The organism is Phenylobacterium sp., assembly GCF_035276905.1.
Classification (GTDB): Bacteria; Pseudomonadota; Alphaproteobacteria; order Caulobacterales; family Caulobacteraceae; genus Phenylobacterium.
Genome location: NZ_DATELG010000365.1, coordinates 1 through 13,878, shown reverse-complemented (window position 1 = coordinate 13,878; position 13,878 = coordinate 1). Strand labels below are relative to the sequence as shown.

General features: G+C 64.5%; 11 protein-coding genes and 1 pseudogene. 10 read left to right on the top strand and 2 right to left on the bottom strand.

The genetic code is table 11. The features are described from left to right. Together VJS38_RS17370 and dmpG are read left to right on the top strand one after the other, a co-directional pair. Window positions 1-295, top strand: a pseudogene (locus VJS38_RS17370) (hypothetical protein); the annotation flags it as partial. Further along, a complete protein-coding gene (dmpG, locus tag VJS38_RS17365) occupies window positions 295-1,323 on the top strand; it encodes a 4-hydroxy-2-oxovalerate aldolase (protein ID WP_324089409.1) in 1,029 nt (342 codons plus the stop codon). The pseudogene VJS38_RS17370 and the gene dmpG, both read left to right, overlap by 1 nt. A gap of 48 nt (window positions 1,324-1,371) precedes the next feature. Here the strand turns inward: dmpG and VJS38_RS17360 are convergent, their stop codons facing one another. After that, on the bottom strand, window positions 1,372-2,265 hold the full coding sequence (locus VJS38_RS17360) for an alpha/beta hydrolase (protein WP_324089408.1): 894 nt from the start codon (window positions 2,263-2,265) through the stop codon (window positions 1,372-1,374). Between the two features lie 284 nt (window positions 2,266-2,549). On the opposite strand from VJS38_RS17360, the gene VJS38_RS17355 reads away from it, so the two are divergent. The 5 genes from VJS38_RS17355 (at window position 2,550) to VJS38_RS17335 (ending at window position 9,860) form a co-directional block, all read left to right on the top strand. Further along, window positions 2,550-4,886, top strand: a complete 2,337-nt coding sequence (locus tag VJS38_RS17355) for a TonB-dependent receptor (RefSeq protein WP_324089407.1) — start codon at window positions 2,550-2,552, stop codon at window positions 4,884-4,886. A 15-nt stretch (window positions 4,887-4,901) separates the two neighbouring features. Then, a complete protein-coding gene (locus VJS38_RS17350; protein ID WP_324089406.1) occupies window positions 4,902-5,663 on the top strand; it encodes an SDR family oxidoreductase in 762 nt (253 codons plus the stop codon). Between the two features lie 60 nt (window positions 5,664-5,723). After that, complete coding sequence (locus VJS38_RS17345) at window positions 5,724-6,950, top strand: acyl-CoA dehydrogenase family protein (protein ID WP_324089405.1); 1,227 nt, start codon at window positions 5,724-5,726, stop codon at window positions 6,948-6,950. Between the two features lie 209 nt (window positions 6,951-7,159). Continuing rightward, the gene (locus tag VJS38_RS17340) at window positions 7,160-8,158 is read left to right on the top strand and encodes a hypothetical protein (protein ID WP_324089404.1); all 999 of its coding nucleotides are present in this window, start codon (window positions 7,160-7,162) and stop codon (window positions 8,156-8,158) included. Window positions 8,159-8,351: 193 nt separating this feature from the next. Beyond that, window positions 8,352-9,860: an amidase gene (locus tag VJS38_RS17335; RefSeq protein ID WP_324089403.1), complete on the top strand. Its 1,509-nt coding sequence runs from the start codon at window positions 8,352-8,354 to the stop codon at window positions 9,858-9,860. Window positions 9,861-9,894: 34 nt separating this feature from the next. On the opposite strand, the gene VJS38_RS17330 is transcribed toward VJS38_RS17335, so the two are convergent. Further along, window positions 9,895-11,073, bottom strand: a complete 1,179-nt coding sequence (locus tag VJS38_RS17330) for a hypothetical protein (RefSeq protein WP_324089402.1) — start codon at window positions 11,071-11,073, stop codon at window positions 9,895-9,897. A gap of 187 nt (window positions 11,074-11,260) precedes the next feature. Between VJS38_RS17330 and VJS38_RS17325 the strand changes: the two genes are divergently transcribed. The 3 genes from VJS38_RS17325 (at window position 11,261) to VJS38_RS17315 (ending at window position 13,868) form a co-directional block, all read left to right on the top strand. Then, entirely contained in the window at window positions 11,261-11,956 is a 696-nt protein-coding gene (locus VJS38_RS17325; RefSeq protein WP_324089401.1) for a helix-turn-helix domain-containing protein, read from the top strand. A gap of 110 nt (window positions 11,957-12,066) precedes the next feature. Further along, the gene (locus tag VJS38_RS17320; RefSeq protein ID WP_324089400.1) at window positions 12,067-13,383 is read left to right on the top strand and encodes an aromatic ring-hydroxylating oxygenase subunit alpha; all 1,317 of its coding nucleotides are present in this window, start codon (window positions 12,067-12,069) and stop codon (window positions 13,381-13,383) included. Further along, window positions 13,380-13,868 carry an aromatic-ring-hydroxylating dioxygenase subunit beta gene (locus tag VJS38_RS17315; protein ID WP_324089399.1) on the top strand — a complete coding sequence of 163 codons (489 nt, stop codon included), beginning with the start codon at window positions 13,380-13,382 and terminating at the stop codon, window positions 13,866-13,868. The genes VJS38_RS17320 and VJS38_RS17315 overlap by 4 nt, the downstream gene beginning before the upstream one ends. Window positions 13,869-13,878: the final 10 nt, after the last annotated feature.

Genomic DNA, 13,878 nt, shown 5'->3' with positions numbered 1-13,878 from the left:
CGACGAGGCGGCGATCGAGGCGGCGATCGAGGCCATGGTGGCGAAGGTGAGCGCCTATGTGCCGGGTTACCGGCTGAAGCAGAAGGTGCAGTTCGAGCGCTTCGGGCCGAACAATCCGGTCAGGATACCCGGGCTTGGCGACTACGAGGGCATCAAGACCAGCGTCTTCCTCGAGGTCGAGGGGGCCGCGCACTATCTGCCGGCCTATGCCGGCAACCTCGACATCATGACCTCGGCCGCGCTGAAGACCGCCGAAAAGATCGCGGCGCACAGGCTGATCCAGGAGGCGGCGTGATGGCCCTCGACCCGACAAGCACCAAGCTCTACATCCAGGACGTGACCCTGCGGGATGGCATGCACGCGGTGCGCCATCAATACGGCGTGGAGCATGTACGCGCGATCGCCCGCGCGCTCGACGAAGCGAAGGTCGACGCGATCGAGGTGGCGCACGGCGACGGCCTCAACGGCTCCTCGTTCAACTACGGCTTCGGCGCCCACACCGACTGGGAGTGGATCGCGGCCGTCGCCGATGTCGTCACGCACGCGCGCCTCACCACACTGCTGCTGCCCGGCATCGGCACGATCGAGGAGCTCAGGCACGCCCATTCGCTCGGCGTCCGTTCGGTTCGGATCGCGACGCACTGCACTGAGGCGGACATTTCCAAACAGCACATCGAAGCGGCGCGCTCGCTTGGAATGGACACGGTCGGCTTTCTGATGATGAGCCACATGATCGAGCCGGAGCAACTGGCCCAGCAGGCGAAGCTCATGGAGAGCTATGGCGCCACCTGCGTCTATGTGACGGACTCCGGCGGCGCGCTCGACATGGACGGCTACCGCGCCCGGTTGGAGGCCTACGACCGGGTGCTGAAGCCCGAAACCGAGCGCGGCGTCCATGCGCATCACAACCTGTCGCTGGGCGTCGCCAATTCGATTGTCGGCGTGCAGGCCGGCGCTGTCCGCATCGACGCCAGTCTGGCCGGAATGGGAGCGGGCGCCGGCAATGCGCCGCTCGAAGTCTTCATCGCCGCCGCCGACCGCAAGGGCTGGCGGCACGGCTGCGACCTCTACAAGCTGATGGACGCCGCCGAGGACCTGGTGCGCCCGCTCCAGGACCGCCCCGTCCGCGTCGACCGCGAGACGCTGGCGCTAGGCTACGCCGGGGTCTATTCGAGCTTCCTGCGGCACGCCGAGAAGGCCAGCGCCGACTATGGCGTCGACACCCGCGAAATCCTCGTCGAGCTCGGCCGCAGGCGGATGGTCGGCGGGCAGGAAGACATGATCGTGGACGTCGCTCTCGACATGGCGGCGGCCCGCATCTGAAGCGCGGCCGGCCATCGGCGACGAGGTTGCGGACGCCGCCGTGGCCGGTCAGCCCGCCAGGATCATGTCCGCCATCGTCCTGAACAGGGCCGACTCCGGATCCGTGAGGTCGAGCACCATGTCGAAATGGTTCCGGCCGGGAGCGACATAGGCGCCGGCCAGCAGACCGCGCTCGCGCAGGGCCTCGACGAATTGCCGGCTGCTTGCGGCGAGGAGGGGCGGCTCGTCTTCGGCCCAGCTGACGAAGGTCGGCGCAGCCAGGTTGCTCAGGTGATGAATGGGCGAAAGCGCCTCGACCTCGTCTTCGCTCATGCTCAGGTAGTCCCAGCCGGGCGAGAGATACAAGGGCCGCGCATCGAACACGCTGTTGAGCGGCATGCCGCCCTTGAAGATGCTCCGCGGCAGGCCGAAATCGCGCCAGTCGGTGGTGAGCAGATAGGCGCTGATGAAGCCGCCGGCCGATGCGCCGCCGACATAGATGCGCTCCCGGTCGATCCCCAGGGCCTGCGCGTTCTCGTAAATCCACTTCGCCGCTTGCCGCGTGTAGGCGAGAAGTTCTGAAAAGCGCACGTCCGGCGTGAGCGGATAGCTGGGGGCGATATAGGTGACGCCCGCGGCATTGAACATCGGCGCGCCGAAGGCTACGTCGTCCTTGCTCAGCAGCTTGAAGCCGCCTCCATGGAAGAAGATCAGGGCGGGCGCGCCGCCGGAACCTTCCGTGCGGTAGAGGTCCAGCGCCGCGCGCGGGTGGTCGGCGTACTGAAACGTCTCGGGGGGATGGGTGCGGCGCGCCGTCTCGTTGGGCGAGGCATAGGCGGAGACAAGATCCATCCAGGTCGGGATCGTCACCTTGGGGTCCAGCGCGCTCTCAATATCGGCGAGCTTATATCCCATATATTCTTCGCCTTGACGGGCGTCCTTCCGGGTCTCTTCGCCCAGCATTGTTAAGCTCCCTTTCTTAGTCGCCGTGGCGAGATTGGAGGTCGCCCGCTGCATTTCGCTAGCGCGTCAGTGAAGCGAATGGGCGCGGGACGAAGCGACTGCGCCCATTCGCGCTCGCTCGCTCTTGCCCTGGCGCATGGCGCTGCGCCCGAGGCGCCCCGCTTCTGATCGTGCTCTTTTAATGCGCCTCCACGCAACGACTTGCGCCGATCGTATAGAGGGCGCTCCCCCCTCATGTCCTTGTGGATGGAAGAACGCGCCGCATGGAAAGCAGGGGGGTATCAATGTCTTTCATGAAAAAAAATGCCGTGCGAGCACTGCTTGCAGGATCGGCTTTGTCTCTCGTAGCGTTCCGGGCGTCGGCCCAGGACGCATCCGCCGGCCAGGAGCGGGTTCTCGACGAAATCGTCGTCACAGCCCAGAAGCGAACCGAGCGGCTGATGGACGTTCCGTTGTCCATCACCGCCGTTTCCGGCGATCAACTCAACAAACAGGGCATCACCGACGCGCGGCAGCTCACAAAGCTGGTTCCTGGCTTCACCTATCAGGAATCGAATTACGGGACCCCGATTTTCACGATCCGCGGCATTGGCTTCCTGGACGGCTCGATCGCCGCCGAACCGACGGTCACGGCCTATGTCGATCAGGTTCCGCTGCCCTATTCAATATTGACACGCGGAGCGTCGCTCGATCTCGAGCGGGTCGAGGTGTTGAAAGGGCCGCAAGGCACGCTGTTCGGCCAGAACTCTACGGGCGGCGCGATCAATTACATCGCCGCCAAGCCGACCTCGACCTTCGCCGCCGGCGCCACCGTGAGCTATGGGCGTTTCAATTCGACTGAGGCGGAAGGCTTCGTCAGCGGACCGCTCACCGACACCCTGCGCGCCCGTTTGGCGGTGCGCGGCGAATACGCGGACGGCTGGCAGAAGAGCATTACGCGCCCGGGCGATACTTTCGGCGACAAGCGCTTCTATAACGCCCGCCTGCTGTTGGACTGGAAGCCGACCGATGCCTTGAGCTTCGAACTGAACGTCACCGGCTGGCAGGACAAGTCCCAGGTTCAGGCCGGCCAGCTGCAGCAATTCGCACCGCAGCAGCCGGTGAATCCTTTCACGCAGTTCGTCTATAACGCCCTGTCGACCGCGCCGATCAGGTTGGACGGCGCCCGCTGGGCGGATTGGACGCCCGGCACGGGTAGGAAGCATAACAACTACTATCTGGTGTCGTTGCGCGGTGACTGGCGCATTTCGGACGACCTGACGCTCACCTCGATCACCTCCTTTCAGAAGCTGGTCGTTCGGCAACCGTTCGATCCCGACGGCGCTGCATTCGACAATTTTCGGAATGTGGTGCACGACGGCCTCGTAAAGTCGCTTTCACAGGAGATCCGCCTCGATGGATCGACGGAACGACTGAAGTGGATGTTGGGCGGCAACTATCAGCACAACGTCGCAAACGAGGCGACCGTCTTGGCGGACGACGCCACAAATGGCGTTGTTCCTACACCGACTGGGCCCGTATATCAGGACAAGTCGGCGTACATCTGGAACCAGCAACCGACGACCAAAGCGATATTCGGCAGCGTCGACTATAAGCTGACCAATCAGCTTACGCTTCAGCTGTCCGCGCGATATACGGAGCACACGAACGATTTCAACGGGTGCATCAGGGACGCCGGCGCCGGCAACTTCGGCGTCAGCACAGCCACGGCCTTCCTCGGATTGTCGGAGCTGCTTTCCGGCACGCCGTCGACCGTTGGTCCGCATGACTGTCTGACGCTCAACGACGTGACCTTCAAACCAGAATTGGCGGTCAGAAAGCTCGACGAGCACAATACGTCCTGGCGCACCAGCCTGAACTGGAAGCCGACGCTCGACAGCCTGCTCTATTTCAACGCGGTGAAGGGATACAAGGCCGGCGCCTTCGAGACGGCTCCGGGGGTCCTGGCCTCGGAATTCGATCCGATAACACAGGAATCCGTGTTGTCGTTGGAGGGCGGCGCAAAATACTCGTGGCGCCAAAGATTGGAAATCTCCGGCGCGGTCTATCACTACGAATATAACAACAAGCAGCTCGTCGGCGTCGCTACCTATCCGATCTTCGGAAATCTGCCGAAGCTGGTCAACATTCCGAAATCGCGGGTCTGGGGCGCGGAACTGGAGCTCACGGCGCGCCCCATCGACCAACTCCGGCTTCAGGCCGGGGTCAGCTATGTCGCGTCGAAAGTCCTGAAGGATCCGCAGGTGCCGCTGGATCCTTATGGCAACGTCGTCTCCTACGTCGGCGAAGAGTTCCCCAATACGCCGAGATGGCAGTTCACCAGCGACGCCGAGTATGACTTCCCGCTGTCAGGGGGCGCGCAGGGTTTCGTTGGCGGGTCGCTCAGCTACCGCAGCAAGAGCAACGCCGCCTTTGGAGAACGTCCGGAGTTCGCGCTCCGGGGCTATGCGCTGCTCGACCTTCGCGCCGGCGTCGAATGGGATAAATGGCGGGCGCAAATCTGGGGCCGAAACATCAACAACAAATATTACTGGGTCAACGTCTCGCATATTCTCGATACGGTCGCGCGTTTCTCCGGCGCTCCAGCCACCTACGGCATGACCTTGAGCTACCGTTACTGATCGGACAGAGGTCGAATGGAAATGCGAGTTGATGGATTTTCCGGCAGGACGGCGATCGTCACCGGCTCCAGCGAGGGGATCGGCTTCACCATCGCCAAGGCTCTGGCCGAGAACGGCGCCCGCGTCCTGCTCGTCGCCCGCCGCGAGCGGCTGGTTCGCCAGGCGGCGGAGAGGATCGGGCCGAACGCCGCCTGGATCTCCATCGACCTCACGGAGGCCGGCGCCCCGCAAAAGATCGTCGAGACCGCGGCCTCGACGTTCGGGGGCGTGGACTTTCTGGTGAACAATGCGGGGATCAATCTGCTGGGCGCCGTCGGCGAGATGGATCCCGCCGACATGCGGCGGATGGCGGAACTGAACCTGATCGCCCCCTGTCTGATGACGCAGGCGGCCGCGCCCCACCTGTCTGCCAGGCCCGGCGCGGCCATTCTGAACGTCTCCACCGCCGGAAGCCGCAAGGCGACGCCTGGCGAGGGATTCTACGCTGCAACAAAGGCGGGGCTCAACTATCTCACCAGCCTGTGGGCGGTCGAGCTGGCGGCCCGCGGCGTCCGGGTCAATGCGATCGCGCCCGGCGGCACCGATACGCCCCAGTTCAACCGGGCGGCCGCGACCATCGAGGGGGCCCGGGAGATGGTCGCGAGCCTGCACCTCATCAAGAGGATCGCACGGCCGGAAGAGCTGGTCGGCGCGGCGCTGCTGTTGCTTTCACCTGTCGCCGGCAGCTTCATGACAGGAGCGGTTCTTGACGTCGACGGCGGTTATCACGTGACGTGAAGTCTATCAGCCATCGGTGACGACCAGTCGTTGCATTACTCTCTGGGAGCATTAACGGTCATGTCTGCTGTCTATAACCCCGATGTAAATTTTGGCGAGAATCCTTTTCTCGAAGGTCTTGACGCCGAGGCGTTGAAGATGGTGCGGGCCGCCGAGGCGATGGTCCCGATGCTGGCCGAACGCGCCGAGGAGGTTGATCGCAGCGGACATGTGTCATCCGAGGTCTTCAAACAACTTGCCGACGCCGGGTTCATCCGGTTGCTTGTTCCCAAGCGGCTCGGCGGGGCGCAGCAGACGCTCCAGGCCCTGATGGCCGTCGGCTCGGCCTTGGGACGAGGATGCGGATCGACGGCCTGGATGACGCAGATCGTCGCCGGATCGTCGTTTCTGCTGAGCCTGTTCTGCGAGCGCGCCCAGCGCGAAGCCTGGGAAGGCAATCCCGACGCCGGCGCCTGCGCCGCGCAAACCAAGCCGACCGCGATGGCCCGCGTCGATGGCGGTTATCGCATCTCGGGCCGGTGGTCCTATCTGTCGGGCCTCGAGCATGCCGGTTGGGCCCTGCTGGGCGTGCCCGACATGTCGTCTTCTCCTCCCGAGATCCTGTTCAACATGGTTCCGGTCGCCGACGGGGTCATCGAGCACACCTGGAAGGTCGCCGGGATGCGTGGCACCGCCAGCAACACCTTGGTGCTGGAGGACTATTTCGTTCCGGATCACCGCGTTCTTTCGCTCACCAGGGCCATGGAAGGCGAGCCGGCGACGGAATATCGTGACGAACTGCTCTCCCGCGCCTCGTTCGGTCCCGCCGTCGAAGTCGGTCTGCTGGCCGCTCCGCTGGGCCTGACCCAGGCGGCGATCGAGTACGTGCTGAAGCTCGCCCCCAAACGCGGGATCACCTACAGCACCTACCCGTCGCAAAGCGCCTCGGGCGGATTCCAAGTTCAGGTCGCCCAGGCGACGGTCAAGTTCAATGCGGCGCGCACCTTGACCGTGCAGGCGGTCCGGGAGATCGACGCCGCCGCGGCGCAGAACAGGCAATTGAGCTATAGCGATCGGACGCGCATTCGCGCGATGCTCGGCTTCATCAGCTCGCTGCTGCGAGAAGCCATGCAGATCCTGATCCACGCCCACGGCAGTTCGAGCTTCGCCGAGAGCAGTCCGCTGCAGCGGATGTGGCGCGACCTCAATGTCGGCGCCAGCCACGGCATGATCACGGACATGTTCGGCTACGAACTCTATGGAAAAGCGCTGGTCGGCAGCAACGAGCGCCTGGCCCCGTTGGTCTGACGCGACTGGACCGCGCGAACGGCCCGGAAAGCCGAGCCGTTCTCCGAGCCGCGGCCGGCTCGATCGCGCGGGGCCAAATTGCAGTGAGCGACCTGGCGTGTCGCCCATGAGCTAGCCGCGCGACACGCTTCAATGGAAGATGAGGTGAAGAGGAGATCTCGATGTCTACCGACCGCATCGAAGGTAAGTGGATCAACATCTTCGCCGAATTGTTCGCGGCCAGCGAAGTCTGCGCAGGCGAGTCTGCGGCGATCCTCTCCGAAACGCAGTCGCGGCAGCAGAATGTGAAGCTTGCCGAACTCGCGCTGCAGCAGCTTGGCGCCAGACCGTTCCACGTCGTCGTTCCGACGCCGGCGCAGACGGTGGACGTGGTGGTGCGCTCGACCGGTTCGTCGGATGCGCTGCGCGGGCAGACGGCGGCGATGAAGGCGCTCGCCAGCGCCGATTTCGTCGTCGACATGACGGTCGAGATGCTGCTGCATGCGCCGGAGCTGCCCCAGATCCTGTCCGGAGGGGCGCGGGTCCTCAGCGTCAGCAACGAGCATCCGGAGGTGTTCGAGCGGATCGGCTATGATCCGGGTTGGCGCGAACGCGTCATCACGGGCGCCCAGATGCTCGCCCAGGCCAGGACGATGCGCGTCACCTCCGACGCCGGCACCGATCTCGTCGTCCAGGTCGACGGCGTTCAGCCGCTTGGCGGCTGGGGAAACGCCGCGCGGCCGCATAAGGTCGGCTCGGCCCCCGGCGCCTTGATCGCCTTCTATCCCAATGCGCGGACCGTGAACGGGCGCGTCGTCCTCAACCGGGGCGACGTCAATCTGACATTCAAACGCTACCTTGAAGATCCGATCGGGCTGACGATCAAAGACGATTACATCACGGACATCGACGGCGACTCGCTCGACGCCGAATTGATGCGCTCCTACTTCTCGGCCTGGGGCGATCGGGAAGCCTACGCCATTTCCCACCTCGGCTGGGGCATGACGCCGGGCGCGCGTTGGGATTCGCTCATCATGTACGACAAGGCCGACGTCAACGGCGCCGAGCTGCGGGCCTTCGGCGGCAATTTCCTGCTGTCCACCGGGGCCAACGAAGCGGCGGGACGTCATACGCTGGGGCATTTCGATATTCCGATGCGCGGCTGCACCATCAGCCTGGACGATCGGGTGGTGGTTGAGCGCGGCGTCCTTCAGCCTCCTCTGGCGTAGGAACTGCGGACCGCCTTGCGTAGCCGCGTCGGCGGCGGCTCGCCGCCGTCGAGCACGGGCCTGCGGCGGGGGGCCGCAGACCCGTGCGGCGGGCGAAGAGCGCGCCATCTTCCATATGGGAGATGACATGCCGGTGAACGTAAGGCTTCCTCCCCTGTAGCGGGATCGCTCCTGCGCCCAGATGAGGAAGTCCATGCAAGATAGCGCCCCGATCCTGCCGATCTCCGCGGGAGGAAGTTTTTCCACGGCGACGCAATGGCTTGAAGCGTTGCGCGCGCGCCGCATCGGGGCGGTCGAACTGCTGAACCTGCACCTGCAGCAAGTGGAAAAGCACAACGGTGCGCTGAACGTCGTCGTGGCCCAGGACATCGAGGGCGCGCTTGAAGCCGCGCGCCGCGCTGACAATCTGCCGAGCTCGGGTCGGCCGCCCCTCAGCGGATTGCCGATGACTGTAAAGGACACCTATGAAGTCGTCGGCATGCCGGCCACCTGCGGCTTCCCCTTCCTCGCCGATCACCGCCCGCAGCGGGATGCCGACCCTGTAGCGCGGCTTAAATCCGCCGGGGCCATCATCTTCGGCAAGACGAATGTGCCCGCCGGCGCCTTCGATTGGCAGTCCTTCAACCCGGTGTATGGGACTTCCAAAAATCCCTGGGATGCGTCGCGCTCGCCTGGCGGATCGTCCGGCGGATCTGCCGGCGCTCTCGCCGCCGGGTTCACGCCGTTGGAATTGGGCAGCGATATGGGCGGATCGGGCCGCGTTCCGGCCCACTTCTGCGGCGTTTTCGGCCACAAGCCGAGCTATGGCGTCATTCCGATGCGGGGTCATATTCCGCCGCTGCCTGGGCAAATCGCGTCGTTTGAAATGGGGGTCGGCAGTCCCCTGGCCCGTTCGGCGCAAGACTTGGAGCTTGCCCTTGATCTGTTGATCGCCCCTGACGAACGTAGCCAGAGGGCTTGGAGTATCGCCATCCCAGCGAGCCGTCACGAACGGCTCCAGGATTTTCGCGTCGCGCTGTGGGCGGACGACAGCGCCTACGCCCTCGATGACGGCTATCGCGAGGCGATCCATGCGTATGCAGACGACCTGCGGCGTCTGGGCGTCGTCGTGGACGAAGGCGCGCGGCCGGACATCGACTGGCAAGCGGCCTACGAGATGTATCTCACGATCATCCTGTCGATCGCGGGGTCCGGCGTGGAAGCCTCCGAGGCGCGCGAAGTGATTGAAAGCGCGGCCCTGCTGTCCCCGAACGACTTCAGTTACCCTGCGAGGATGGCGCGCGCGCTCAGCTTGCGTCACTTCGAATATTACGCCGTTACGGAGCGACGTGAAAAATTGTTCCGCGCGTGGCGAGACTTCTTCACGCGATATGATCTCCTGATCTGCCCGACCTTTGCGACGGTCGCCTATGAACACGACCATCGCGGCGCCGGAGCGGCCGATCCGACGCGCGCCTGCAAGCCGCGGGCGCTGAACGTGAGCGGCCAGCCGCGTCCCTATTTGGACGGCCTGCAGTGGCCTTCGCTCGCCAACCTCGGCGATCTGCCGTCGACCGCGGCGCCGACCGGACGCTTTGTGGGCGGCCTGCCGGCGGGCGTCCAACTCATCGGCCCCTATCTGGAAGACCGCACGCCGCTGAGATTCGCCCACCTTGTCGAGCGCGAGCTGGGCGGTTTCGTGCCGCCCCCCGGCTGCCAATGACGGCGGGCGGCGCCCGCGCCTGGGCGGCGATGGCTCACGACGGGATGGCGTTCGCGGCCCTGACGCCCAGGGATAGATCGAGGTAGGGACTTTCCGCGACGTGCGCGGCGGCAGAACACAGAATTCGTCGGACGAGATCCGCCTGCCGACGCGCGCCCGTCTTGGCCAGGACTTGCTTAAGCTGATAGCGCACAGTGCCCAGCCCGACGCCTCGGCGCTGGGCGTATTCTTCCAGCGTGGCGCCGGCGACAAGAGCGCTCGTCAGGCGTGACTCTGCTTCGGTCAGATCGAAGAACGCCGCCAGCGATTCAGCTGGGATCGCGCCGCGGGGCTCATCGTCGGTGACCATGATCAGCAGCTGCGGAGTTCCGCTCGCGTTTGGGTGTTCGAGCCGCTCCAGAGCGAGCTGACAGCGCCCGCGATCCGATTCAAGCGCGAGAAAGCCGGGAGCGCTCCGCTCGGCCTGGCGCTCGAGCGTGGCCATGAGGCGACTTCGGGCGTTCACGTCGTATGCATGCAAGGCGCCGTCGCGCAGCCCCAGAATGTCGCCGGAGCTCAATTTCCGTTGCGCTGTCTGATTGAGCCAAAGCACATGTCCGAGCTCATCGCATATGATGAGGCCGCACGCCCAGTGGTCCAGATGTCGCCGCAGCAACGCCTCCGCAGAATGGCTCCAGGCGACGGACCGGATCAACTGAGCCGCCTGACCTAGATGCGGCAGCAGGCTCCACAGTCTATCCTTCTGGCGATCGGAATAGTCACGCGTATCGCCCGCATCACGATGCAGAGCGATCGCCACAAATCGATTCTCGTCCAGAGCCATCGCGCCGCCCAAGAACCGGCCGAACCCGACTGTGGAAAGTTGTTGCTGAAAGCGCATCTGAACCGAATAGTCATCTCCCGCGAACAAGTCCTCATCGCAAACGGGGCGCCCCAAGGCGCCACGAAACCGCTTGGCCTGGAGCCGTAGATTGCCCCGGTCGGCAACATCTTTATTGTAGGGGGCCAAGTCGCTGCGCGAGTCGTGTGCGAGCCAAGCTGTCTCGGCACGCTCGCCCTTAAGGCGGAGTTCGTGGAAGATGACGGACCCCACCTCCATCTCAGCCCGCAAAATATCCAGCGCCGCACGACATCTGCGCGGGTCCGCACAGCCTGCGTAGAGTTCGAGGAGAAATGGCTCGGCCGGACTGACGACGGTTGGATTGTGCAACATGGCGACACTTGCCTATTTCCGATGCGGGAACAGCCAAGCTGCCGTGCCCCTGCCAAGGCATATAGGCCGAACCGTACGTGAACCGCGTTCTGCCACCGCTCACGGACGATTTCAACCTGATGACGGTAAGGCCTTTTGGCCGTCGCCTGGGCACGCGCGAACCGCGGCGAAGCGCTGGCGCTTGCTGATGACGAGAAACCTCCCAAATCTGGCAGCACGCGGCGAGACAGACGCGCTTGACGGGGTATCTTACCGTCGATTCGATCGGAGGTCGGGGTTGGGCATGGAACAGGCGCGGGGCCGCGCGGCCAAACAACGCGCGGGATCGACGGACACCAAGCGTCTCGATGCGAACGCCTGGGCCGATGCAGCGCTTGCCGAGCTGGCCGCTCACGGCATCGACCGAGTGCGTGTAGAGGTCCTCGCCACCCGGCTTGGGGTGACAAAAGGGAGCTTCTACTGGCATTTCAAGGATCGAGACGCCCTTTTGGCCGCCATGCTCGAGCGGTGGCGTCGCCGCGCCACCCTTTCGCTCATCGAGCGCCTCGACCGCGCCGGCGCCCCGCCGGTCGAGCGTCTGCGCGAGCTTCTTCGATTGCCGTTGCGGGGGGATCGGGCGGCGCTCGCCGCTGAGATAGAACTCGCCATCCGGCTCTGGGGCCGAGGCGATCCGCGGGCTCGCGAGGCCCTCGCGGAGGTTGATGAGCTGCGCCTTCGCTATATCGAGCAGCTGCTCGCCCAGGCCGGCGTTTCGGCCAAGGAGGCGCGCGCCCGCGCCATACTGGCCTATTCCTATCAACGCGTCGCCGCGACCCTGATACCGGCCGACGATGCGCGTCTCATCCAGCAATGCGAGGACCTCCTGATCGCCCCGCGTTCGTAACTGCGCCTGGGCCCCTGTCGGGGCGCCGGCCCCAGGGCTGAAATTGCGCTTCCCAAGCCCGCCGAGATACCATACGGTAAGGTATGGAAGATTGCAGCGGCAGCGGGATTATGCGAGCGAAAGACGTTGTCGATTGGCAGGCTGGGACCATCGATCGACGTATCTTCTGGGACCCGGGGATCTACGAGCGCGAGCTTGAGCGGGTGTTCGCGCGCGCCTGGTTGTTCGTCGCGCATGAAAGCCAGGTGGAGGCCCCGGGCAGCTTCGTCACCACCTACATGGGCCAGGACTCGGTCATCGTCGCGCGCGCGGACGGCGGCGCCATCAATGTCTTCCTGAACAGCTGCCCGCACCGCGGCAATCGCGTCTGCTTCGCCGACAGCGGCAGCACGCGTCAGTTCACCTGCAATTACCATGGGTGGGCGTTTGGCGTGGATGGCGCGCTGAAGAAGATGCCCAAGGTAGGGCTCTACAAATCCACGCCCGGTTTTCGGATGGAAGACTGGGGCCTGAAGCGCGCACGGGTCGAGACGTACCATGGGCTCGTATTCGCGACCTTCAGCGAAGATGCGCCGACGCTCGGCGAGTGGCTGGGCGACTTCCGTTGGTACCTGGACGCCGTGCTCGACGCCGAAGAGGGCGGGACGGAGTTCCTGCCGGGCGGGGCCACCCGCTCGGTGCTCAAGTGCAATTGGAAGTTCCCGGCCGACAACTTTGTCGGCGATATCTATCACGCGCTCTGGACGCATCTTGGGGGTTCGGAGCCGACATTAGGCCGTCATGGCGGCGTCAAGGTGGAAAACACCGGCAGCTACCAGGTTTCCGTCAACGGCCATGGTTGGGAGTTCAACGACAGCTTCCTCGGCAACGCCGCGACCATGGGCGACCGGGAGCTGCTTCGCTATATGCGCTCGCGCCAGGACGCGATCAGCCAGCGGCTCGGCGAATTCCGGGCAAAGATGTGGGGCTCGGTCGCCTCGGCGACGATCTTTCCGAATTTCTCCTTCCTTCCGGGGTATTTCACCTTCCGGACCTTCCAGCCCAAGGGGCCGACCACGACCGAAATCCACGCCTGGACTTTGGTCCCGAAGAATATGCCTGACGAGATCAAGGATCGCTTCCGGCGTGGATCCATGCGCACCTTCTCGCCATCTGGCATTCTCGAGATGGACGACGGCGAAAACTGGGAGCATTCAACGTCCGCCAACGCCGGCTGGGTCACCCGCCACCAGCGGCTCTGTTACGCCATGGCGCCGGCCGGCGACGTGGATCGCGAGGACCTGCCCGGCGTCGTGACCGCCGGCCAGTTGTCGGACGCCAACCAGCGCCTTTTCTATAAGCGCTGGGTCGAGATGATGGACGCCGAAAGCTGGTCGGACATCCCGCTTGCTACGCCGAAGATGCCGGTTTCGGAGCCAGCCGAATGAACGCCGCCCTGGATCGCAAGCCTGACTATTCGCTGTATCCTCGGCTGTCGCTGGAGGACGCCCGCGCAGCCGCCGCCGAGCTGATCGCCATGCGCGGCGACGGCCAACCCGTCGAAGATGCGCTTCTCGCCCGGATTGAGCGTTTTTACCGGAAGGAAGCGCGACTGCTCGACGAAGAGCGGCATGCTGAGTGGTACGAGCTTCTGGCGGACGATCTGTTCTATTGGATGCCGCTGCGCGAAAGCCGCTTTCGACGGGATGCGCGCCCCGAATTCGATCCCGCCGCGATGGCGCTCTTCGATGAGAGCAAGGCCGATATCGCGGTTCGCATCGGCCGGCTGAATTCGAATCTGGTGTGGACGGAAGACCCCCCCCACGCGTCACGTCTACATCGTGAGCAGCGTGGAAGCCTTCGAGACATCCGTCGCCGGCGAATACGAAGTGCATTCCACCTTCGTGCAGTATCGCAATCGATGCGAGCATGACGAGGCGACG